The organism is Campylobacter concisus, from assembly GCF_902460595.1.
GTDB classification, from domain to species: Bacteria; Campylobacterota; Campylobacteria; order Campylobacterales; family Campylobacteraceae; genus Campylobacter_A; species Campylobacter_A concisus_BL.
The window spans coordinates 124,615-147,458 of the sequence record NZ_CABPVA010000004.1 but is presented as its reverse complement, the minus strand read 5'-3'; the positions used below and the strand labels follow the sequence as shown (position 1 = coordinate 147,458).

Annotated in this window: 22 protein-coding genes; 8 read left to right on the top strand and 14 right to left on the bottom strand. The window is 41.1% G+C overall.

Translation table 11 applies throughout. The annotated features are described in order from the left end of the window. The first annotated feature begins 47 nt into the window (after nt 1-47). The 4 genes from F3G86_RS07790 (at nt 48) to F3G86_RS07775 (ending at nt 3,310) form a co-directional block, all read left to right on the top strand. On the top strand, nt 48-1,103 hold the full coding sequence (locus tag F3G86_RS07790) for an ABC transporter substrate-binding protein (protein WP_149723542.1): 1,056 nt from the start codon (nt 48-50) through the stop codon (nt 1,101-1,103). Between the two features lie 3 nt (nt 1,104-1,106). Continuing rightward, nucleotides 1,107-2,114, top strand: coding sequence for a FecCD family ABC transporter permease (locus F3G86_RS07785; RefSeq protein ID WP_149723541.1), 1,008 nt, complete (start codon nt 1,107-1,109; stop codon nt 2,112-2,114). Then, nucleotides 2,114-2,887, top strand: a complete 774-nt coding sequence (locus F3G86_RS07780; RefSeq protein WP_103572933.1) for an ABC transporter ATP-binding protein — start codon at nt 2,114-2,116, stop codon at nt 2,885-2,887. Before F3G86_RS07785 ends, F3G86_RS07780 begins: the two co-directional genes overlap by 1 nt. Nucleotides 2,888-2,998: 111 nt before the next feature. Beyond that, entirely contained in the window at nt 2,999-3,310 is a 312-nt protein-coding gene (locus F3G86_RS07775) for a hypothetical protein (RefSeq protein ID WP_149723540.1), read from the top strand. 299 nt (nt 3,311-3,609) lie between these two features. Here F3G86_RS07775 and recG read toward each other — a convergent pair whose 3' ends face one another. The 3 genes from recG to F3G86_RS07760 are packed head-to-tail and all read right to left on the bottom strand — an operon-like array spanning nt 3,610 to nt 7,696. Beyond that, nucleotides 3,610-5,430: an ATP-dependent DNA helicase RecG gene (gene recG, locus F3G86_RS07770; protein WP_149723539.1), complete on the bottom strand. Its 1,821-nt coding sequence runs from the start codon at nt 5,428-5,430 to the stop codon at nt 3,610-3,612. Continuing rightward, nucleotides 5,420-6,649 (bottom strand): M16 family metallopeptidase, encoded by a 1,230-nt coding sequence (locus tag F3G86_RS07765; RefSeq protein WP_149723538.1) that lies wholly within the window; start codon nt 6,647-6,649, stop codon nt 5,420-5,422. The genes recG and F3G86_RS07765 overlap by 11 nt, the downstream gene beginning before the upstream one ends. After that, nucleotides 6,650-7,696, bottom strand: coding sequence for a dehypoxanthine futalosine cyclase (locus F3G86_RS07760; protein ID WP_149723537.1), 1,047 nt, complete (start codon nt 7,694-7,696; stop codon nt 6,650-6,652). A 132-nt stretch (nt 7,697-7,828) separates the two neighbouring features. Here F3G86_RS07760 and F3G86_RS07755 point away from each other — a divergent pair, with 132 nt between their 5' ends. Beyond that, complete coding sequence (locus tag F3G86_RS07755; protein ID WP_149711917.1) at nt 7,829-8,041, top strand: hypothetical protein; 213 nt, start codon at nt 7,829-7,831, stop codon at nt 8,039-8,041. A 20-nt stretch (nt 8,042-8,061) separates the two neighbouring features. Here the strand turns inward: F3G86_RS07755 and F3G86_RS07750 are convergent, their stop codons facing one another. Together F3G86_RS07750 and F3G86_RS07745 are read right to left on the bottom strand one after the other, a co-directional pair. Then, nucleotides 8,062-8,454, bottom strand: a complete 393-nt coding sequence (locus F3G86_RS07750) for an NfeD family protein (protein ID WP_149723536.1) — start codon at nt 8,452-8,454, stop codon at nt 8,062-8,064. Continuing rightward, on the bottom strand, nt 8,451-9,365 hold the full coding sequence (locus F3G86_RS07745) for an SPFH domain-containing protein (protein WP_021089647.1): 915 nt from the start codon (nt 9,363-9,365) through the stop codon (nt 8,451-8,453). The genes F3G86_RS07750 and F3G86_RS07745 overlap by 4 nt, the downstream gene beginning before the upstream one ends. Before the next feature lie 80 nt (nt 9,366-9,445). On the opposite strand from F3G86_RS07745, the gene F3G86_RS07740 reads away from it, so the two are divergent. The 3 genes from F3G86_RS07740 to F3G86_RS07730 are packed head-to-tail and all read left to right on the top strand — an operon-like array spanning nt 9,446 to nt 12,326. After that, on the top strand, nt 9,446-9,874 hold the full coding sequence (locus F3G86_RS07740; protein WP_087582655.1) for a copper resistance protein NlpE: 429 nt from the start codon (nt 9,446-9,448) through the stop codon (nt 9,872-9,874). A gap of 48 nt (nt 9,875-9,922) precedes the next feature. Next, the gene (locus F3G86_RS07735; protein WP_149723535.1) at nt 9,923-11,128 is read left to right on the top strand and encodes a copper resistance protein NlpE; all 1,206 of its coding nucleotides are present in this window, start codon (nt 9,923-9,925) and stop codon (nt 11,126-11,128) included. A 1-nt stretch (nt 11,129) separates the two neighbouring features. After that, complete coding sequence (locus F3G86_RS07730; RefSeq protein WP_149723534.1) at nt 11,130-12,326, top strand: MFS transporter; 1,197 nt, start codon at nt 11,130-11,132, stop codon at nt 12,324-12,326. Between the two features lie 44 nt (nt 12,327-12,370). Here the strand turns inward: F3G86_RS07730 and F3G86_RS07725 are convergent, their stop codons facing one another. The 9 genes from F3G86_RS07725 to F3G86_RS07685 all read right to left on the bottom strand — a co-directional run bounded on the left by F3G86_RS07725 (nt 12,371) and on the right by F3G86_RS07685 (nt 22,775). Further along, on the bottom strand, nt 12,371-13,222 hold the full coding sequence (locus F3G86_RS07725; protein ID WP_149723533.1) for a universal stress protein: 852 nt from the start codon (nt 13,220-13,222) through the stop codon (nt 12,371-12,373). A gap of 18 nt (nt 13,223-13,240) precedes the next feature. Continuing rightward, nucleotides 13,241-15,439 carry a polyribonucleotide nucleotidyltransferase gene (locus F3G86_RS07720; RefSeq protein ID WP_107714548.1) on the bottom strand — a complete coding sequence of 733 codons (2,199 nt, stop codon included), beginning with the start codon at nt 15,437-15,439 and terminating at the stop codon, nt 13,241-13,243. Continuing rightward, nucleotides 15,429-16,127 (bottom strand): sodium:proton antiporter, encoded by a 699-nt coding sequence (locus F3G86_RS07715; protein WP_149723532.1) that lies wholly within the window; start codon nt 16,125-16,127, stop codon nt 15,429-15,431. Before F3G86_RS07715 ends, F3G86_RS07720 begins: the two co-directional genes overlap by 11 nt. Nucleotides 16,128-16,139: 12 nt before the next feature. Beyond that, on the bottom strand, nt 16,140-18,302 hold the full coding sequence (locus tag F3G86_RS07710) for an LPS-assembly protein LptD (protein ID WP_149723531.1): 2,163 nt from the start codon (nt 18,300-18,302) through the stop codon (nt 16,140-16,142). Then, nucleotides 18,295-18,744: an RDD family protein gene (locus tag F3G86_RS07705; RefSeq protein WP_149723624.1), complete on the bottom strand. Its 450-nt coding sequence runs from the start codon at nt 18,742-18,744 to the stop codon at nt 18,295-18,297. Before F3G86_RS07705 ends, F3G86_RS07710 begins: the two co-directional genes overlap by 8 nt. Next, entirely contained in the window at nt 18,741-19,988 is a 1,248-nt protein-coding gene (purD, locus tag F3G86_RS07700; protein WP_149723530.1) for a phosphoribosylamine--glycine ligase, read from the bottom strand. The genes F3G86_RS07705 and purD overlap by 4 nt, the downstream gene beginning before the upstream one ends. Before the next feature lie 232 nt (nt 19,989-20,220). After that, a complete protein-coding gene (locus tag F3G86_RS07695; protein ID WP_149723529.1) occupies nt 20,221-20,859 on the bottom strand; it encodes a uroporphyrinogen-III synthase in 639 nt (212 codons plus the stop codon). After that, nucleotides 20,852-22,012, bottom strand: coding sequence for a multidrug effflux MFS transporter (locus F3G86_RS07690; RefSeq protein ID WP_149723528.1), 1,161 nt, complete (start codon nt 22,010-22,012; stop codon nt 20,852-20,854). The genes F3G86_RS07695 and F3G86_RS07690 overlap by 8 nt, the downstream gene beginning before the upstream one ends. Nucleotides 22,013-22,130: 118 nt before the next feature. Beyond that, the gene (locus F3G86_RS07685) at nt 22,131-22,775 is read right to left on the bottom strand and encodes a cupin domain-containing protein (RefSeq protein ID WP_149723527.1); all 645 of its coding nucleotides are present in this window, start codon (nt 22,773-22,775) and stop codon (nt 22,131-22,133) included. Nucleotides 22,776-22,844 lie beyond the last annotated feature (69 nt).

The following is a 22,844-nucleotide window of genomic DNA, read 5'->3' as shown; positions in this document are numbered from 1 at the left end:
GCAGTAATATATCAACCAAACTATTTCACATGAAAAAAGGAAAAAATATGCAAATAAATTTCATGCACAAAGTGGCTAAAATAGGCCTTGTTGCTTCACTTTTTACAGCTCTTAGCCTAAGCGCAGCTGACTCTGCTAGAAGCATCACAGATATGAAAGGTGTCAAAGTAAGCGTGCCTGAGAAGGTTGAGAAGATCGCAGCACTATGGAATGCAAACAACGAGATCATCCTAGCACTTGGCGGTATGGATAAGGTTGTAGCCACAACTGATCTGATCAAAAACAACAAGTGGTTTGAGCACATCTATCCAAAACTTAAAAATTTACCAGCTGCACTAAACGGCAAAGACCTTCAGATCGAAGAGCTTGTTAAACTTGCACCTGACGTTATCATAGTGTATAACAAAAATTTTCAAGATGAACTTATCAAAAATGGCTTTAGCGCGGTAAATTTGATCTTTAGAGACTATCCAGATATGGAGAAAAGCATCTATGCAACAGCTGAAGTCATAGGCACTGATGATGCTAGAAAAAAAGCTGAAAAACTTGCTAATAAAATCCACGATAACTCTGAGTTTGTAACAGCAAGAACAAAAAGCATCCCTGATGCTAAGCGTCCAAAAGTACTTCACCTTCTTGGTGGCGCAAATTTGCTAAAAATTGATGGTACAAACACCATCCAAAACACTTGGATCAAGCTAGGTGGCGGTGTAAATGCTATCAATACTGAGGGTTCAATGATCGAAGTTAGCGCTGAAGAGATCATCAATGCAAACCCTGATATCATCATCGTTGGCGGCAATGACACAGACGCACAGATCAAAAAGATAAAAGAGCACCCTGCATTCTCTGGCTCAAACGCTGTTAAAAACGGCAAAATTTACGGCAACCCAAAAGGTGTATTTAGCTGGGATAGATATGGTGCTGAAAACGTACTTCAAATTTTATGGGCAGCAAAAACTATCCAACCAGATCTATTTAAAGATGTCGATATGAAAGTAAAAACAAAAGAGTTTTATAAAGAGTTTTTAAATCACGATCTTAGTGACAAAGAGTATGGCTATATCTTAAAAGGCCTAAATCCAGATGGTAGCAGTAAGTAAGATATGAAAAACGCAAATTTTTCAATAGTTGTTATCTTTTTAGCTCTACTAACGCTTGTTTGCGCCTTTGTCGCACTTGGCGTTGGTAGATTTTACATACCATTTAACGACGTCTTTAGCGTGCTAGCTCACGGCTTTGGCTATGGCGAAGGGGCAGCTAGTAACATCACAAATGTGATAGAAAATTTACGCATACCGCGCATTATAGCCGCTATCTTAGTCGGTGCTGCTCTTAGCGTGAGTGGTGCAGCCTATCAAGGCGTCTTTAAAAACCAGCTAGTTAGCCCTGATCTTCTAGGCGTCTCGGCTGGTGCTTGCGTGGGAGCAGCAACTGCCATTATCTTTGATCTATCACTATTTTGGGTGCAGGCTTTTGCCTTTGGCTTTGGCCTAGCAGCCGTTGCTATCACTCTAACCATACCTAAGATGATGGGGCGCGCGAGCACGCTTATGCTGGTTCTTTCTGGTATCATCGTAAGTGGCCTCATGGGCTCAATAATCGGCTTTTTAAAATATGTCGCAGACCCTGAGACAAAGCTACCTGACATCGTTTATTGGCAGCTTGGTAGCCTTGCAAAGCTTGATAGCGATAACTTAATATACGTCGCCCCAGTGATGATCATCTGCGCCATTTTGCTAATAGCCATGAGCTGGCGTATAAATTTGCTCTCTCTTGGCGACGAGAGTGCGGCAAGACTAGGCGTAAATGTAGCTTTTGAGCGCGCTGTCATCATCATCTGCGCTACGCTTCTTACAGCGTGCAGCGTCTGCATAAGCGGCATAGTCGCTTGGGTAGGACTTCTCATGCCACACTTAGCGCGTATGCTAGTTGGCGCAAATAACATAAAAAGCATGCCTGCAAGCATATTTATGGGTGCGATATTTTTGCTTTTTGTAGATACTTTAGCGCGCAGCATAAGCGTGAGCGAAGTGCCTCTTGGCGTACTTACTGGCTTTATCGGCACGGTATTTTTCGTCTGGGTTTTATGGCGAAATAAAAAGGTTGCGTGATGCTTGAAGTTAGAAATTTAAACTTTAGCTACCCAAATGGGGCTGGCAAACTAGAAAATGTAAATTTAAAGATAGGCGCTGGGGAAATTTTAACCATACTTGGTCGAAACGGAGCTGGCAAATCAACTACTTTAGGCTTAATAAGCGGCTCACTAAAGCCAGTTTCTGGAGAAATTTTCCTTGATGGCAAAAACGTAGATAGCCTAAGCAATAAAGAGCGCGCTAAGATCATGGCGTATGTCGCTCAAAGCGAGGTTACAGAGTATGACTACACTGGGCTTGAGTTTATCACGATGGGTCGTGCGGCGCACCTTGGTATCTTTGCAAGACCTAGCAAAGAGGATGAGGAGATCGCTAGAATTTACATCAAAAAGCTTGAGATCGAGTATCTTGAAGATCGCTTCATCACGCAGATGAGTGGCGGTCAAAAGCAGATGTGTATGATTGCTCGTGCGATGGCTGCACAGCCAAAGATGATCATATTTGACGAGCCAACGAGCGCGCTTGATTTTGGCAACCAGTATAAATTCCTACGCACAGTTAAGTGGCTAAAAGAGCTTGGCTACTCGGTCGTGCTAACCACTCACAACCCCGACTTTGCCGTGCTTCTTGGCGGATATGTCGCTCTTGTAAAGGGTGATGGCGAGGTTGGATTTGGCACGGTTGATGAGATCATCAGAAGTGAGAATTTAAGCCAGCTTTATGGACTAAATTTAAACGTAAGCTACATCGACGAAGTAAAAAGAAACTGCTGCCTCACTTATCCACTCTAAATTTATCTGCTCTTAAATTTTTAAGAGCAGATAGTCCTTTTATCTAAAAATTTCTACTTAAATTTACTAACCATGAATGCTAAAATGCAAAATAAATTTAAAGGAAAAACAATGGCTTACCCACTACTAGGCACAAAAATCGTGATCGATGAAGAAAAGGTTTTAAGAGAGAAAAAGTATAAGCTAGATGTGATCTATGAATATTTAGACCAACTTGCCAAGCAGTGCGACTTGATCAAGATTGACAAAAATACTTTTCACGCAAAGGGTAATGAAAATGATTTGGCAAATTTAGGTCTGTTTGTTTATAAACACGCCATTAAAAACGAGTGGATAACTAAAAATGTCAAAGAGTGGGTTTGGATTAGTCAAAAAGAGGGCAACAGCGATATAGTTGGTGATGATATAGGAGTTTGGGAGTGAGCGATAAAAAAGATTAAATTTATCCCGCCATATCAAATTTCATATAAATTTTAAAAAGAGCCTGCGAAAGGTTAAATTTTGCTAGGCAAAGTAAATTTAGATATGGTAGCTCTAAACCGATTTGTTAGCAACCTTTTTATTAATAGCAATATTGAAAAAGACAAAAAGCAAGATCGGTCTTGGCAAGGAATTAAAATTTAACCGCATTAAACTAACAACCTTGCCATAAATTTGACGCAAATTTATATCCTCCTAGCCAAAAGCAATCATCTACCATAAATTTAATACAACCCACAAGATCAAATTTGAGCTTTATTTTTAAGCTCAGCCACTCTCGCCTTTGCAGCCTGCGTGATATCGTCCTCGTAGTCATAGAAGTTAAAGGTCGCTCCGTGCTGGAAAAAGCCATTTAATATATCGCCGCTTTGGCGGTTTTTAAGATCAAGCTCGGCCACCTTAAAGCCGTCATTTGTCGCGCAAAATTCTTTTAGTCTAGCTGGTGCCTCTTTTAGCTTGGTAAATAAAAAGCAGTATCCATCGCCGCCGTTTCGCCCCACTCTACCGCGCAGCTGATGAAGCGTGGCAAGTCCCAGCCTCTCAGCACCCACGATCACTATCGTATTTAGCCTTGGTAGCGAGATACCGACCTCAACAACCGTCGTCGAGAGCAAAATTTCGCCCTCTTCTCTAAATCGCCTTAAAATTTCCTCTTTTTCCTTATCCTTGCCGTGCGTGACGAAGACATTTTTGAAATTCTTTAGCCAAAAGCCCTGCGCCTCGCTTAAACTTTGGTAGTTTGAGCTCTCGCTGCTCTCAACTAGCGGATAGATGATGGCTACTTGAAAGCCGCCCGCAAGCTGCTTTTTGATGTGAGCGAGCAGATAGCCAAACTCGCTAGCACCTAAAATTTGGCTCATTATATTTTTCTTAAACGGCATCTGCTTTAAAAAGCTAAAATTTACGATCTCAGACTGGATCAAACTTAGAGTCCTTGGTATGGGCGTAGCTGAAAACTGCACGAAATTTGCTCGCTCGTCCTCGCTTGAGGCAAGCTCTTCTATCTTTTTGCGCTGATTTGAGCCAAAGCGGTGCTGCTCATCGACCATGACAAGGGGCGAATTTGGTAGCTCGTGAAAGAGCAGCGCATGCGTACCAACGATCAAATTTGCCCCACTAAAGTCTATCTTTTTCTCCCCGCTTCGCACGAGCATCACATTCATAAAAGGCGGCAGTAGCCTCTTTGCTTCGTTATAAATTTGCTCGCTTAAAATGCTTGTTGGCGCCATCAAAATGGCACTTTGCGGATAGACGCTAAGAGCAGCCGCTAGGATAACTAGCGTCTTGCCACTTCCCACGTCGCCCATTATGACGCGCCTTTTTGCCTGCACGGCACTAAGGTCGTCTCTGATGTCATTTATCGCATTTAGCTGATCATTTGTCGGCGTAAATGGCAGGCTCTTAAGCCAAGAGCTTATGTCAAAAAGCTTGATTTTTGGGCTTTTAAAGTAGGTTTTTTTGGCACTTAGCTTTTTTATGTAGTTAAAAATTTCTACAAATTTTAAGATTTCCACGCCCTCGCCACCATTTTTTAGGCGGTATAAAATTTGCACGCTTTGCTCATCTAGCCTTTGCAGATCAGCTAGAAATTTAGCCTCTTTTTCATTTAAGCCCTCGGCTAGTAAATTTTGTAAATTTAGATATTTTAAGATGAGTTTTTTTAGCTCTTCATCTTTTAGCTCGGTCTTAAATTTAGGCACGATCTGGCCTATTTTTGTGGTGATTTTTGGATTTACTATCTGCCACGAGCCAAATGCGTAGGAGCAAAGCCCATATATCGCCATCTCTTTGCCAACCTTAAAAGCGCCGTAGTGCCAAGACTTCGCGTTAAAAATGACGATCTTTACGCTACTTTGCCACTGCTCGCAAAAAGCAAGTGCTGTTAGCATACCAGGGCGCGAAGCGAGCGAGGTAATCTTTACATTTATGCAGACCTGCCCTTCTCTTGGGCTCTTAGCGATCGTCGTATCCTCAAAGCCCTTTGGCAGCACAAGAGCAAGGTCGAGTAGGCTAAGCACGCCTATTTTTAGAAGTTTTGCTCTGTCGCTTGCTTCAAATTTCATTTTTTAAAACGCAAAAACTTAGCTCGTTTATCTCTGCGTGGGCTTTTATGAAGCTATTTAGCTCGCTTAGCGAAAGGGCTAAAATTTTATCCAAGTCCTTTAAAAATGCCCCAAGCTCGCCATGTTCGTAAAACTCGCCCTGCGCGATGTCAAGTCGCTTAAATAGCGTCTCAAGTCTAAGCGGCAACGAGCCAAGTAAAAATTTCTTCGCCTGCTCAAGCTCGGCTTTGCTAACGCCTTTTTTGCTAAATTTTAAAATTTCCTCTTTTATAACGGCGATCGCCTCGTCTTTTTTTTCATTTTTTGTCTGCATGTAGCCGTAAAGCTGGCTGTAAGAGAGATTTAGCAAATTTCTAGCGTAGGCGCTGTATGCAAGCCCTCTTTTCACGCGGATCTCCTCCATGAGCCTCGAGCCAAAGCCACCCTCGCCCAGGATAAATGTCGCCACTGCGGCCTTGTATTTCTCCTCTGGCTTTACATCAAATGGCGCACCAAAGTAGATGTAGGCTTGCTCACTTTGTCTGATGATCTCGCTACTTTCGCACTTGTTGCTTGGGCTAAAGCGCTCTAGCTTTCGCACCTTGCCAGGTTTTAGGATTTCTAAAACGCTTGCAAGCTCTTTTGTCTGCTTCTCGTCGATGTCGCCACCAAGCACGCAGAGCAAATTTGAAAGGTCTAAATGCTCGTTTAAAAATTTTCTCACATCTTCAAGCGTGATCGCTTTTACGCTCTTTTTCGTGCCGATACTAGGCTGTGCAAGCACGCTTTTTGGGTATAAAATCTCAAAAAGTCCCTGCCTTGCCACATAGTCAAAGTCGTTTTCATTTGCTGCGATCTCGCCAAGAGTGACGGTTTTGCACCTATTTAGAATTTCTTCTGTTAAATTTGGAGCACTCATGAGCTCTTTTAGCTTGCCGCACGCAAAGGCAAAGTGTTCTTTTAGGCAGTTTAGGTCTATGCAAAATGTCTCAAAGCCACAACTTGCATTTAGGCTAATCGCCCGCACTTCAAGCTCTTTGGCAAATTTAGCCGAGCCTAGCTTCATATCGCCCTCGTTTAGTAAATTTGCACTTAGCCTTGCAAGGCCTGCAAGCTTGCCATTTTGCGAGCTACCAGCTGCTTTGAAAACTAGCTTTAGGCTCACTACTGGCATCGCTTTTGAGCATTCAAAAACGACTGGAATTTTTATATTTTTTACATTGATATCTAAAATTTCCATCTAAAATTTCTCCAAAATATCGTAGTTTGTGTTGCGCTTAGCTGGAATTTCTCCAACATCTTTTATAAGCTCGATCATCTGGTCTTGATTCATCCTAAAGCTAGCCCCTGCGGCCTTTACGACGTTTTCTTCCATCATCGTGCTACCAAGGTCGTTTGCACCAAAAAGAAGCGCTAGCTGGCCTACGTAGCTGCCCTGCGTGACCCAGCTGCTTTGGATATTTTTAAAGTTATCCAAAAAGAGCCTTGAGACCGCAAGTAGTCTTAGGTAGAAGTTTGAGCTTTGCTTTTTGATCTCTGGAAACTCTTGCATGAGCTTTGTGTTTAGCCCTTGAAAGCTCCAAAGTATAAATGCCCTAAATCCAGCCGTCTCATCTTGTAAATTTCTGATGTGCTCCCAGTGCTCCACGATCTCGCGGGTGCTCTCAACCGTGCCAAACATCATAGTAGCAGTCGTCTTCATGCCAAGCTCGTGCGCCTCTTTGTGTATGCGAAGCCAGTCTGCGGTGTCGCACTTTTTAGGCGCAATGATGTCACGCACTCTGTCGCTTAAAATCTCCGCTCCAGCCCCTGGCATCGAGTATAAGCCCTTTTCGTTTAGGCGTCTTAAGACCTCTTTTGTAGAAATTTTTGAAACTCTTGCTATGTAGTCGATCTCAACGGCAGAAAAGCCATGTATCGTGATGCTTGGATAGTGCTTGCTGATGTAGCTTACAAGCTCCTCGTACCACTCGATCTTTAGCTTTGGATGAACGCCGCCTTGAAATAAAATTTGCGTGCCGCCGATGGCGATTAGCTCCTCGATCTTCTTGCCGATCTCCTCAAAACTTAGCACATAAGCGTCTTCCTCTTTTGCGTGGCGGTAAAATGCGCAAAATTTACAATCCACCCAGCAGACATTTGTATAGTTGATGTTGCGATCTACGATGAAGGTCGTAATGCCCTCTGGATGAAGCTCTTTTTTTCTAGCTAACGCCATCTTGCCAAGCTCGTAAAGCGGTGCATTTTCTATAAGATCGATGGCTTCATTTACACTAAGTCTTTTCAAATTTAACCTTTTATTTTGCTTATTTTTTGGCGAGAGTTTAGCCAAAAATGCTTTTAAATATGATAAATCAGGCGTTATGAAAAATTAATTTTTAAAGGCTAAAATGTGAGAAATTCTTTAAAGGAGAGAGTTATGAAAAAGGTAATATTTGCCGTTATCTGCGGATTATTTTTAGTTGGTTGTGCTAAAAACGAGCCAAAGCCAGCTGGGCCTCAAGGTGCAAGTTGCGGATGTGCTCATCATCAAAAAATGATGCAAGAAAATATGCCAAGCTGCCCACATCATGGCATGCAAGGGGCGATGCATGGGCAAATGCCAGCAGGCTGCCCAGCCCACGCAAAATAAATAAAGTGCCAAATGGCACTTTATTTTAATATAACCTTGTCGCCTTTAGTGCCTAAAACCTGCACTTTTTCGCCATTTTTTAGCGCTCCGTCATACTTCCAAAGAGTGCCTTTAAAATAGACCATATTTTCTCTGATCTCGCCAACGCCAGCTTCATCTAAAAATTCCTCATTAAAGCTCTCTTTTTTAGCCATAAATTTACTCTTTAACGGCGCTTTTAAGAGCGCAAGCAAGATAAAGGCAAGCACTAGGACAGCTAAAATTTGAAAGCTCCACTCAAAACTAAAGCCAAAATTTACCACCCCAATGATGATAAAAGCGACGCCAAAAAAGAGCAAATAAAATGAAAATAGCATAAGCTCAGCCGCGCATAAAACTGCGCCTATGGCTATCATTATAAAAGGACTTATCACGCCTTATCCTTAGCTAAGAAATTCTTTAAAACGCTAAGCGAGCCGATGAGCTCAGCCGCCTCATAAGGGACTAAAATTTTATCTTTTGAGCTATTTTTAGCTAGCTCGCTAAATGCCCCGACCCTGTCACGAGCGAGCAGAAATTCAGCCGCATTTGCGTTTTTGCTCATACTATCATTTATCATATCCATAGCCTCTTTTTGAGCCGTTGCGATGGCTATTTGCTCGTATTTTTTCGCATCAGCCATACGTTCTATCGCCTCTGCTTGAAGTACTTTTTCTTGTTTTAGCGCCTCTGCGTTGCGTATTAAAGCCTCTTTTTCAGCCAAGGCTTTTAGCTCGATCGCGCGCTTTTCACGCTCAGCCTTCATCTGCATATTCATCGCCTCTTCGATACCAAGTGGGACAGAAATTTCAGAAATTTCCACACGCATGATCTTTACGCCCCAGTTGCCAGCTGCGTCGCCAAGAGCTACTTGAAGTGCGGCATTTAGGCGGTCACGTGAGCTTAGCGTATCATCAAGGTTCATAGCGCCTATCTCGCCACGAAGCGTTGTCATGGCTAAATTTGCAATGGCGCGCTTGTAGTTATCAACATTATAAACCGCCATTTTTGCATCAAATACCTTTAAAAAGACGATGCCATCGACGCTAATATTAACATTATCTTTTGTGATGACTTGCTGTTTTGTGATATCAACAAGCTGCTCTTTTATAGTTATGATCGCTCTTATCTGATCGACAAATGGGATGATGATATGAAATCCCCCGTCAAGCACCTTGTGAAATTTACCAAGTCGCTCGATCAGCAAATTATCTGCTTGCGAAACGATCTTAATGCCAGCTTTTAAAAACAAAAATGCAAAAATAACCAAAACAACGACTAAAACGCCAAATGTCTCAACTTGCATCTTCTCTCCTTTAATTTATAATTTGTTATTTTCTTAAGTATTATAATACATTTTAAATTTTATTTTCAAAAAGGATCAGCATGAAAAATTTTATCTTTGCACTAAGTGCAGCTCTACTTTTAGCAGGTTGCGCTACGTCAAACCAAAGCGCAAGCGTCCCACAAGGCAAATGTGAAGTAAAAGGTAGCTGCATGGCTCCAGTAAGCAGCATCGAGGGCACTTACAAGGCATTTTTACCTTGCGCTAGCTGCATGGGCATAGACTCAACCCTTACACTTAAAAAAGACGGCACATTTGAAAGTGTGATGAACTACAAGTCAAAAGACAACTACAAAGCCGTTAGCAAGGGCAAATACTCAGTCAAAAACGGCGTTATCACAACCGTTGATGAGTATAAAGAGAAGAGCTTTTATAAGATCGAAGGAGAGAGCCTAAAGATGCTTGACATGGATCAAAAAGAGGTCACTGGCGAGCTAAAAGACAAATACATCTTCAAACGCGTAAAATAAATTTTAAAGGCAAAATGATATAATTTTGCAATTTTTAAGGAGTTGCAAATGAAATATCTTTTTGCCATACTTATCTCATTTTTCATCATTGGCTGCGCTAAAAATGAAAATTTAAAGCCACAAAACCAAGAGCAAACACAAAAATCAAAAGAAGAAAAACCACTTCTTAGAGACGAAAAACCCAAAAAACCAGAAAAACTAATACTTTCAAACTCTATCTACACGAGCTACTACACGACCTTGCCATGCTCAAACTGCGAGGGCGTGAAGACTATCTTAACTCTAAATAAAGACAAAACCTACACAAAAACTATGCTTACGATGGATAAAGCTGCTACCTTGGTAGAAAAAGGCGGCACTTTCGATGTCGATGAGAGCGCTATCGTGCTAAAAGATGAAAGTGGCGCACTTAGCTACTTTGTGCCAAACAAAAACTCACTTCTTCAGCTTGATGATAAGAAAAATAAGCGAGTTGGCGTGCTAGCTCAAATTTATAACTACGAGCCAGTAAATAAGGCTTATAAAGATAGTTTTTTTGCTAGATTTTCTAAATTTAAAGACAAAAATGGCTTTTTAGAGCTTGTGCTTGTGCCTAGCAAAAACGGCGCAAAGATAAGCTTTTACTCATCGCTAAAAGATGGCTCGCCACTTTGTAAATTTAACTCAGAGCTGCTTTACGACAAGGGCATTTTTTACCTTTTGGACGAAAAAGGCGTGGCTTTAAGCGTGCATAAAACCGCTAACAACATCTTCGTAATTGCAAACGATAAAATTTGCAAAAACGCTCACATAAGCGGACACTACAAAAGAGAAAAAGGCAGATCTAGCCTCTTTGGCAAGGGCTTTTTTGCGAAACTTACAAATGAGTCAGCAAATGCTGATGTGATGAAATTTTACGGCGCAAAAAACATAAAAAGAGACAATACTAAAAAAGAAAATAGCTACATCGTCACAAGTAAAAACGAGAGAATTTTTGAATACACCTTGCTAAATGGCATCATTACGAGCATCGAAATTTACTCAAATGAGTTTAAAACTCCAGAAAACATCAGCCTAAAGTCAAATTTCAAAGATATAAAAAACGCACTTGTTATCTCTAAATTTCAAAGCGACGCAAACAATATCTATCTAAAAATAGACAGCCACGACATGCTCATAAAGCTTAAAAATCCGCTCGCACAAGAGATAACAAACTTAAACCAAATACCAGACGAGGCGCAAATAGAGCAGATAACTCTGATGTGGAACCAGTAGCTTGAAAGAGTATCTTAAGCTTTTAAGGGATGAGAGAAATTTCCGCCTTTTAAGCACCATCCAGCTCATGTGCTACTTTGGTGTGTGGTTCTCGCACACAGGCATCTTTACGCTACTTATCTCGCTTGACGCTCCTGTTTGGGCGCTCACACTAAGTGCGGCGATGGCATTTATCCCAGGTGTTGTCATCGCTCCATTTAGTGGCATTTTAGTGGATAAATTTAGCCCAAAACCGATGCTTGTGATCATGATGGCGGTTGAGACAGTGAGTGTTTTTATGCTGCTTTTTATAAACTCACTTGATTTTTTATGGCTACTTTTGCTTATCATTTTTGTTAGAAACGGCGTTGGCGGGATGTATTTTCAAGTAGAAATGAGCGTGCTGCCAAAAATTTTAAGCAAAGAGAGCCTAAAGCTTGCAAACGAGATCCACTCGATCATCTGGGCGGTATCATACACCGCTGGCATGGGGCTTGCAGGCGTTTATATACATTTTTTTGGCATCAAAAGCGCCTTTTTGCTTGACGGAGCTCTTTATCTTTGCAGTTTTGGCTTTTTATATCTTTTAAAGCTAGACGAGCTAAAGCCAGAATTTATAGAAAAACCTCTAAAAATGCTAAAAAATGGGCTTAAATATCTAAAAGAAAATAGGCTCATCGTGCATCTTATATTTTTGCACGCCTTTGTTGGCATCACAGCTTATGACGCATTGATCGCACTTCTAGCCGACTATAAATACACAAATTTACTCTCAACCTCGCTAGTTATTGGCTTGCTAAATGCCTCAAGATCACTCTCACTAATGTTTGCGCCAGCCTTGCTTAGTAAATTTATGAATAAAAAAACGCTCATCTACATCTACATCGGTCAAGGAGTTGGCATCATCATCTGGGCGCTCTCTTTGCAAAATTTTTATCTCTCGCTAATTGGCATCATCTTTGCTGGATTTTGCACATCAAGCCTTTGGAGCTACACCTACACGCTGCTTCAGCAAAACTGCCAAAAAGAGTTTTACGGCAGAGTGATCGCGTATAATGATATGGTTTTTCTTGGATTTAGCGCGCTTATCTCATTTGCGATCGGCTTTTTATACGAGCTTGGACTAAGCGTAGAGATGATCGCAGCCTTCATGGGAAGCCTCTTTTTCATTGGAGCCTTTTACTACCACGTAGTTTCAAAAAGGTATGAGATAAAATAGAAATTTAAAAATCAATATTAGATCGCGGGCTAAGCCGCAATCCATTATAGATAAACTGGGATATTTGTATGTTCTAAGAAAAATCTTGACGTTCCGCCAAGGACCATCTCCATTAGTCCGTTTTCGCCATATCTGCTAGCTACGATAAGGTCTGCGTTTCTATCATTTGCAGCTTTTAAAAGTGCCTCGCCAGGTATCGTTGTAGTTGCTATAACTTCAAAACTAGCGCTGATATTATGAATCTTAAAATACTCTTCAAGTTTTTTAAGATTTAGCTCGGCATTATCGCCAAGGCTTGCTTTTGAAGTGATGCACTGAACTTTTTTAGCGCTCTTTAAAAGATCGATCGCGCCAGTTAGGGCTCTTGAGCTTTGAGTTGTTCCTGTCCAGCTTACAAGGATGTTATCAGCTTTAAAATCACGCATCTTTCTAGGGATAACGATCGCATTTTTGCCGCTTTTTAAAACAGCTGACTCAAATGTGCCAGTGATCTTGCCGTCAAGTGGCACTGCAGCTACGACTAGATCGCAAAATTTACTCTCTTGCTCAACTATGGCGCTTCTTTTTCCATTATGGATCGTGAAATTTGCAGTGCAGACATCTTCGATAACCTCGTCGCTCACCTTTATGCCTAGCTCTGCGCAAATTTTATTAAAAAGCTTTTCGTTCTCTTCGTGCTCAACCGCAAGCTCTGACTTGGCTGATTTTAAAAATTCCTCAAAAAGCACTCCACCACGAAGCGTCATTTTCATATTATAAACCACGCTTGGATCTAGTTGGCAAGTGAGGATCTCCATGTGAGCTTTAAACCATTGTGCAACCTTTAAAGCACCATAAATTCTTGGCTCGATATCGTCCCCTGCTCCTATTGGAAAAAGCAACTTTTTGTATTTCATCATCTATCCTTTAAAAATTTATTCAACCAAAGAGAGCGAAATTTTATTCCCTTTTTGCTCGCTCACACACACTTTTACCTGATCGCCTACGTTTAATGGGCTCTTTATCTTTGAGATATGAAGCAGGCCATCAACACCGTCTTTTAGCTCGATAAATACTCCAAAATCAACCACGCTTTTTACGCTTCCAACAAACTCATCTCCGATATTAAATGTCGGTTTTGCGCGGTCTTTGTCGTGTTTAAATGGCTTTTTGCCAAATGAGCGAGAGTTCTCTTTTGAAGTGATCGAGATGATGTAGTCTTTTGCCGCATCGACGTTTTTCTTAGCGCCACCTGCGATTTTAACTTCGCCTTTTTCTCTATCAAGGTCGATTGAAACTTCAAATTTCTCGATGATCTCTTTTATCGTCTTGCCAGCTTGACCGATGATATCTACTATCTTGCTTGGATCAACGCTAAATAGCTCAAGTTTTGGAAGCACATCTTCGTTTATCTCTATATTTTTATCAGCCTGTGTCATTAGAGCAAGGATATGCTCTCTGCCGCGTTTTGCTTGATAAAGCGCCTCTTTTAGCACTTCTAAGCTGATGCCTCCAAGTTTGATGTCCATCTGAAGCGCTGTGATGCCATCACTTGTGCCAGCAACTTTAAAGTCCATATCGCCATCGTGGTCTTCAAGTCCCATGATATCAGTTAAAACTGCGTGCTTATCGCCTTCAAATATAAGACCCATCGCAACACCTGCAACTAGTTTTTGGGTATTGACCCCAGCAGCTCTAAGTGCGAGCGAACCACCGCAAACACTAGCCATAGAGCTTGAACCGTTGCTCTCTAAAATTTCTGAAACGACCCTTATCGTATATGGAGAAGCTAGATCGATGCTTGGTGCAAGGGCACGTTTGGCTAAATTTCCATGTCCAAGCTCACGCCTGCCTGGAGCTTTAAGTGGGCTTGCTTCGCCGACGCTAAAGCCTGGGAAGTTGTAGTTAAACATAAATTTCTCAACCAAAGGAGCTTTTTCAGTTAGGATGTCATACATCTGAGCATCGCTATCTGTGCCAAGAGTGGCGACAACTAGCGCCTGAGTTTGACCTCTTGTAAAGAGGCATGAGCCGTGAGCGTTTGGAAGGACATTTGTCTCGATGCTAATAGGTCTAACCTCTTCAAGCCCACGTCCGTCGGCTCTAACGCCCTCGTTTATGATCTGCTCTCTTACTATTTTCTTTTTATATTTACCAAGGACATTTGAGATGACGGCCTCGTCCCAGCCCTCTTTTTGAGCCACTTCATCGCTTGAAATTTGCTTAGCGATCTTGCCAAGCTCGCTAGCACGCTCACTCTTTGCCATTTGGTTGATCGCGTTTTTAACCTCTGCTTTATAAAATTTATCGATGTAAATAGCGATATTTTCATTTTCTATCTCAGGTTTTAGCTCAAGTGCTGCGTCCTCTTTTTTATGCTCTTTAAATGCCTCTTCATAAGCGCTGCTAGCTCTTAGTATCGCTTTACCAGCAAAGTCGATCGCCTCAACCATCTTATCTTCGCTAAATTCATTCATCACTTGCTTTTGCGCCATACTATCGCTTAGGCTTGGATCTATCATCGGCTCGATCGCTACCATCGGGATAAGCTGCGTAGTTTGTTGAGGCAAGCTTCTCATCTCTATCATCAAAAGCTCATCTTTTGTGCCAGCTACATAAAGATCAATCGCACTTTGTTTTAGCTCAGAGTTGCTTGGGTTTATAACAAATTTATCATCTATATATCCAACTCTTACGCCACAAACTGGGCGATTTACTGGGATATCGCTAAGATACAGTGCAACTGAGGCTGCATTTAGGCTCACAACTTGCAAATCAACCTCAGGATCAGCCGAAAGCACCATGACAACGATCTGCGTTGGGTATGCGTAGCCTTTTGGGAAAAGTGGGCGAAGTGATCTATCTATGATGCGAGCTGTTAGCGTCTCAAAGTCGCCTGGCTTGGTCTCACGCTTGACGTAACCGCCTGGGATTTTACCAGCAGCGTAAGCTTTTTCGATGTATTGCACCGTTAGAGGCAAAAAGTCCTCTTCAACTTGCACATCTTCTCTTGCCACAGTTGCTAAAACTACGGTGTTTTTCACCCTTAAAAGCACTGCCCCGCTAGCTTGTTTAGCTACTTTATTAAGGTCAAAAATTTCGACCTGATTATTGACTTCTATACTATATTGCATTATTTTTATCTCCTTGTTGTTTTTGTAACGGTAAATAGTGAGGGCTCTCTTCTAATATCGACATGATGCGCTCGCTAGTAGCCTCGATCTTTTTCTCATAATACGAATCCACATCGATAAAATCAGCGATCTTATTTATCGTGTAAATTTCATCGACCATATCATTTAAATTTGTAAAGACATCAGTTGCTATCATCGGCGTTGCGTATGAGATGGATTTTACCTTCACATCAAGCAGCGTCTTTATGCAGATGAGTGCCGTCATGCCAGTCTCACACCCCTCATCGATAAGTAAAATATTCTTGCCCTTTAGCTCTCCTATCAAATTTCCTTTTCTGTATTTATATACATTTTTTAAAATTTTCTCTTCATATTTTCTATGCGCCTCGCCGTAGATGTAGTCATAGCTTATGTTAAAAGCTTTTATGAGAGGGTCGTTTAGTACGATATCCTCAGTTTCGCTAACTATCGCTACGTCACATTCACTGTTGTTTGGCGCAGGGATTGGCTCGCTAAAGAGCATCTCATAGCTTAAATTTAGCCCTCTGCAAACCACATCAGTCAGGATAACTGACTCAAGCGACATGCAAAGAACTATCGTCTTAGCGTCATTTAGCTCTTTTTTTGGCAAGATCTCGATGAGCTTATTGGCTGCATCTAGTTGATCTTTAAATTTAACGCTTGCCATTATCTAGCCATCTTATTTGCTACTTGATGAAGCGGTGCTGCTTTGTGAAAAGTCATAGTGCAAGCCGCCCATTGGGTAAAAGCTGATAGTAAAATAGACACCATTTGACTTAGTCGAAGCAGAACCGCTTGTCGTTGTCGTTGGCTCGATATCTCTTTGATAGATAAGGCCGTAGTTCCAGCACTTTCTTTGATGAAGCACGCCAACTCTCCAACTCTTTGTGTAGCTTCTCTCAACGTCGTATTGCCAGCCGCCAATTAGGCTATATTGATGAGGGAGCTTCACGCCTGCACTGCTTGTAAAGTAGCTATCTTTTGTTGCGCTGTTTTTAGCCTTGCTATCGCTCTTTTTCATAGTATGGAGCATATTTATCCAAAATAGATCATGCGTATAGTAAAGTCCATTTTGCACCTTTTTAAGCTCTCTATCTTTGTGTGAATACTCTAGCTTGTTATAAAGGCTAAAATTCTCAAACGGATATAGGTAGATGGCATTTTTTAAATTTGAATACTCATTATCTTTTGTGTAGTAACCTTGTGAGATGCTGTGTTTTACGACTTTTCTACCACTGCCGTTAAAGAAATACTGCGTCAAATAGCCAGAAACTTCCTCTTTGCTCTGATCTTGAGCTAAGAAATTTTCATACTCATTTAGATCTTTATCGTATATAAACTCGTCGTCTAAATTTCCTTTTCTATATCCTGGCAGCAAGTACTCAGCACCAAAATTTAAAGTGTGATAAAAGCTCTCATACGCCTTTGCAAGGTCTGTGTGAAGGGCAAATTTATGGTAGTTATTTACAAAATTTGCGTGTTTATCTTCTCTTTTGTCATCAAATGAATTTATCTTGTTTTCGTAGTTTATCCTTGAAGCGTAAAGATACTCGTAAAATGAAAATGTTAAGCTATCATCAAATAGCGGCACATGCACTGAAGCTGGGAGTGTAAATTCATACTGAGTTGCCCTAACGCCTATCTTTCTATCATATCTATGTGATTGAAGATCGATTGAATATAAGATATTTGGCAAGACTATATCATCTGTAAATTTATGATACTGAAGCGATGGAAGCTCTTGAAGCGTATCTTTGTTTTCGTTCTTTGAGCCGATCTTTTCGGTGTCTATGTAGTATTTCGCATAGGCACCAAAGTAGTGATCGTCATTTGCGATAAAGTAGTTAAATTTAGAGGTCACAAGTGAGTCATAGTCATCGTCTCTGCCCTTTAAATTTAGATAGTCTATGTCATTTAGCTTGGTTGCATCTATCCACATACCCTCTTGCAGATCAGCCTCGCTAAGGTATTTTATGAGTTTATCTCTTTCATATTTTAGCCCGACACCTTTGTGAGTTTTGTTTTTTAGCTCAGCTCTGTTTGAAGTCTCGCCTTTTTGCTTGGCTCGGTAGCTGTTTTTATCAGTAAATGAACCAAAGCTGATCTCGCCTCTTGAATCAGGCGAATCAGTAAATCTAAAAGCACCGTAAATTCCAGCGCCTCTGTTTGTTCTTATCTGCGGATCAAACTCTAGATCCCACTCATTATAAGGCGCAAAATATACTGGCTGCTTATAGTAAAAGCCCTCTGACTTGCCGTATCCAAGCTCTGGCGGCAAAAGACCTGTCCTTCTTGTGGTATCAGTTGAGAAGCCAAAATATGGCAAGTAAAAGACTGGCACATTTGCTATGCGAAAGACTGGGTTAAAAAGATGCAAAAATTTACTCTCTTTATTTAGCATGGCTGAGCTTGAAGTGATGCTCCAGTCAGGATCTTGGACATTACAGCTTGAAACCATAGCCTTTCTTACTCTGTAATACTCGCTATCAGAGCTGCTCTCGTCGCTTCTCATCCACACTTCCATGTCTTTGTTCATCATAAAGAGCGACTCAAAGGCAGCATTGTTGTTTTTTAAATTTAGCTTGGCATAGTTTGAGCGAGAGACCTCGTCTTTACCCTTCATCATATTGACATTGCCAAAGAGCTCGATGACGGAGCTATTTTGATCATACACCGCGCAATCAGCCGTCACAAGATACTCTTGCGAATATACAACGACGTTTTTATTTGCCGTTACGATGCCCTTATCTTGCTTCACGTCATCAGCTAATAGCTGCACATCTTGCACTGCTGCACTTAAACTAAAAACACAAACCGGAATTAAAAATAAAATTTTACGCATTTATCACCACTGTTTTTGCTATTTTGTCTTGCCACGTCTGCCTTGCAGGGTTTGAAAGTGCCCACGCAAAGCCAAGATAAAAACAAGCTTCACTAACTATCCTAAAGATCGCCCTAACAAGACTTTGAGTTAAATTTGGCTTATCTAAAATTTCTACATTTATACACATCGTCTTTGTTATCATCTGCCCGGGGCTTGCGCCGTAATACCAAACGAAAAATGTGTGATAGATGACTTTTAGTAGGTTGATCTGCCAAAAAAGATTTAATACTAAATTTCTAACATCATCAAAGTTAGTGCTAGTAGAAAGTGGCTCCCAGTAGATGATCATAAAAAGAAATACAACTATGATCTCATCGATAGAAAACGCCATGATCCTTTTAGCAAAAGGGGCAAGTGAAATTTCTTCGTTTTGAAGCTTCTCTTCTATCTGCATACTCATTTTAGAGCCTGCCACGCGATATCTTTTCTAAAGTGCGCTCCGTCAAATTTGACATTTTCGCAAAGCTCATAGGCCTTATCACGTGCCTCTTTTATGCTCTTTGCAGTCGCCACGCAGACTAGCACTCTGCCGCCATCTGCGTAAATTTCATCGCCCTCTTTACTCACACCTGCGTAAGCTATATGAGCGTCTTTTACATCATTTAAAACTGAAATTTTAGCCTTTGGGCTGCTTTTATAAGGATAGTTTTTGCTAGACATTACGACACCTACTGCAAATTCATCTTTTAAGCTGATAGGCTTTAGCTCGCCTTTTGCAGCATTTAATAAAATTTCACTCAAATTTCCATCTATCAATGGCATCAAGACCTCGCACTCAGGATCGCCAAATCTCACGTTAAACTCAAGCACATAAGGCTCATTTTTCACGATCATTAACCCCACAAAAAGCACTCCACAAAACGGACTGCCCTCGTTTTTCATCCCTTTTAGCGTAGGTTTTACTACCTCTTCTTCGACCCTTTTTACTAGCTCTTTTGAAGCAAGCGGGCTTGGAGCATACGCACCCATGCCACCAGTATTTGGGCCCTCGTCGTTATCAAGTAGGCGTTTGTGGTCTTGCGCCACTGGCAAGCTTACGAAATTTTCGCCATCACAAATGGCAAAAAAGCTTAGTTCAAAGCCGTCTAGAAACTCTTCAACCACCACAAATTTACCAGCCTCACCAAAACTAGCCCCACTTAGCATGTCGCTAACTGCCTCTTTGGCCTCTTCTTTAGAATTTGCGATGATAACGCCCTTTCCAGCGCAAAGTCCATCAGCCTTTACGACCATCGGAGCGCTTAGGGTATCAATAAATTTAAATGCTTTTTCTTTGTCGTCTGTGTTTAAGTATTTTGCAGTTTTTATGTTATTTCTAGCTAAAAAGTCCTTCATATAGGCCTTGCTAGCTTCAAGTCTGGCTGCTGCTTTGCTTGGTCCAAAGATGAGCAGGCCCTCTTTTTTAAAGATATCCACCACGCCCTCGCTAAGCGGTGCTTCAGGTCCCACGATAGTTAGCTCGATACTATTTTTTTTGGCAAAATTTGCTAGTTCATGAAAGTCTTTTATGTTTAAATTCTCGCCAAGGCGTGAGGTCGCACCATTTCCAGGCGCAAAGTATAAATTTATATCGTTTTTTTCACTTTTTAGCTTAAGAGCGATGGCGTATTCGCGGCCGCCACTTCCTATTATGAGAATGTTCATATTATCTCCGTAAATTTAAAAACCCAAGTGGGCGTCGCATAGAAGAGTGGCCCATAAACAAAGCCAATCTTGCAAATAGATGGATACCAAAAGGTTGCAACTTCTCGCTGTTTAAGGCTCAAACGAAGCCACATCGCAAGGCACCCATACCTTTTCGCTAACAAAAAAGTGTTGGACCCCGTAAAATGCTGACTCGCTTCACTCAGGCAATAAAATTATATAAATTCTTTGCTTAAAGTAACGTTTTGGCAAGTGCGATACAAGCGTTTATATCTTGGTTTTGGCTCACTATTGGCGTGGTAAATTTTAGCTCTTTTGCAGTGACCTTTCCGATGCTTATCGTCTGATAGCTCTCGTCCCAGCCAAAATTACTAAGAAAATTTCTCACATTTATCGGAGATGCGAATATCAAAATGCTATCTTTTGGCGGTTTTAGCTCCATTTTGCAAGGGTTTAAGACATTTTCATAGGTAATGACTGCTTTTATATTTACGCCGCCATCTTGTAAAATTTCTAAGAAATTTGAAGCGCTATCTTTGCCCTTTAGATAAAGCACCTTTTTGCCTTTTAAAAGTGGCAAAATTTCTCTTGCAAAGTCATCTCCATGAGCATTTTGTCCGGTGTAAATTTCACTAAAGCCAAACTTTCTTGCAGCCGCTGCGCAACTATTTGCGATAGCAAAAACTGGCAAATTTACACATGAAATGCCATTAAATTTTAAAGCTTTAAAAGCGTTTTTTGAGGTTGCTACAAGCGCGTCATATTCGCTTAAATTTATCTCAAATTTCAAAAACTCTATCTTGCTAACGCTTAAATTTACAACGCTCTTATCAGCCGTTTTTGTGTTTGAGACAAGATAAATTTTACGCAACTCTTTTTAGCCCTAAAAATGAGATAAAGGCAAGCACGCTGCAAGCTAAAATAGCTATTGAAGTCGAGTAAAAAATGTCGCCAAGACCAACTAGTGGCGAGATGATGCCACCTAAGAAAAATGGGCAAAATCCAAGCACCGCTGAGGCTGAGCCCGCGTACTCTCTGCCCTCATTCATCGCAAGTGAAGAGGCTGTTGGTAAGATAAAGCCAGTAAAGAGCAAAAGCAAGAAAAACGCGATGATAACGCCGATCACTTCAAATTTAAAGCAAAGCATAAACGCTATAAAAATGCTAGCAAACAAGGTGCCAAAAAGCCCAGTTTTTAGTGCTTTTCGTTCATTTAGCAAGCTCGCTATCCTAGCACCTATGACGATGGCTAGGCCATTTGCCGCAAAGCAAAAGCTGTAGCTTACCGGGCTTAGTAGGTAAAACTCTTGTAAAATAAAAGAAGATGCTGCGATATAGGCAAACATCGCAGCCATCGTAAATGTCTGGATCGCAATAAATAGCATAAATTTCTTTTTTCTTAAAATTTTGCCAAAGACGCTGTAGGTCTGAAGCAAAGGCACTTTTAGGCGGTTAGCAGGGCTTAGGCTCTCTTTGAAGTAAAAATTTGCGACAAATAGCAAAATGCCGATGATCGTTAGCGCCATAAAGATGCCGCGCCAGTCGGTAAATTTAAGTAGCAAGCTGCCGCCTATTGGTGAAAATATCGGAGCAAGACCATTTACAACCATCATAAGACTAAAAAATTTAGTCATCTCGTGACCCTTATAAAGGTCGCTCACGACGGCTCTTGAGATAACCAGACTGCCCGCACTTGCAAGCCCTTGGATGATGCGCATAAAGATAAAAAACTGGATATTTTGCGCAAAAAATATAAAAATCGTGCTTATCGTGTAGATGATGAGCGAGATGGTAAGTGGCGTTTTTCGGCCAAATTTATCACTGATTGGGCCAATTATTAGCTGACCGATCGCAAGGCCTGCCATTGAAGTAGTTATCGTTAGCTGCGTGGCAGAGATACTTGTACTAAACCACTCAGTTATGGCTGGAAGTGCTGGCAAGTAAAGGTCTGTGACAAATGGTCCAAAGGCTGAGAGCACGCCTAAAAATATCAGTAAAAATAGTTTGGAATTTTCTTTTCTCATCGCTCTTCTTTTTTAAAAACGATTATATTATGGCTTTGCTTTTTTGATTATTAAAGGTAAATTTAAAGTTAAATTTGTAGTTTTTGATATGAGAAAAAGCCCTAAAATAGGGCTTATTTTACATTTTGTCTTTTGTGACGATTAGAAGCATTTTGAATTTGTCTTTCACTTTTAGTCCGTGTGGGATCTTACCTGGAAGCACGATACTATCGCCCTTTACAAGATGAAAGCTCTCGTCAGCTATCTTTAAATCAAGCTCGCCATCAAGCGCGATAAGTAGAGCATCGCCTGGTGCAGCGTGAGTTGATAGCTCTTGGTCTTTGTCAAAACTAAGTAGCGACATCGAGCCATTTTCGTTTTTGACAAGCGTCTTGCTAACTATCTTGCCACTCTCGTAGCTAACGGCATCTGCGAGGCTAAAGACACTCGCTTTGTCTAAATGATCTATCATAACATTCTCCTTAAAATCTATTAGTAAATATTTTGTTTTCTTTGTAAATTTGAGTTTTCGCCAAGTTTTTGCCTCGATAAGGCAGGCCTCATCACGTCCAAGCTTCATCTGCTTTTCGCCATACTCAAGCTGCGCTTCGCCGTCTATTACCCAGGCAAGGCTGTCTATAAAAAGCATCTCGTGATCAAGCTCCTCGCCCTCATCAAATGCGTATATATCGACGCTTGCGTTTTTATTTTGAAATAGCCTTTTACTAACGACGCTTTTTTCAACTATCTTTGTGTCTTTATCGAGATTATAAATTTGACTCATTTTTTATCCTTTTTTGCGAAAGATTATAATGCAAGTTTTGATAATAGTTCTTAACATATGTTAAGAAAT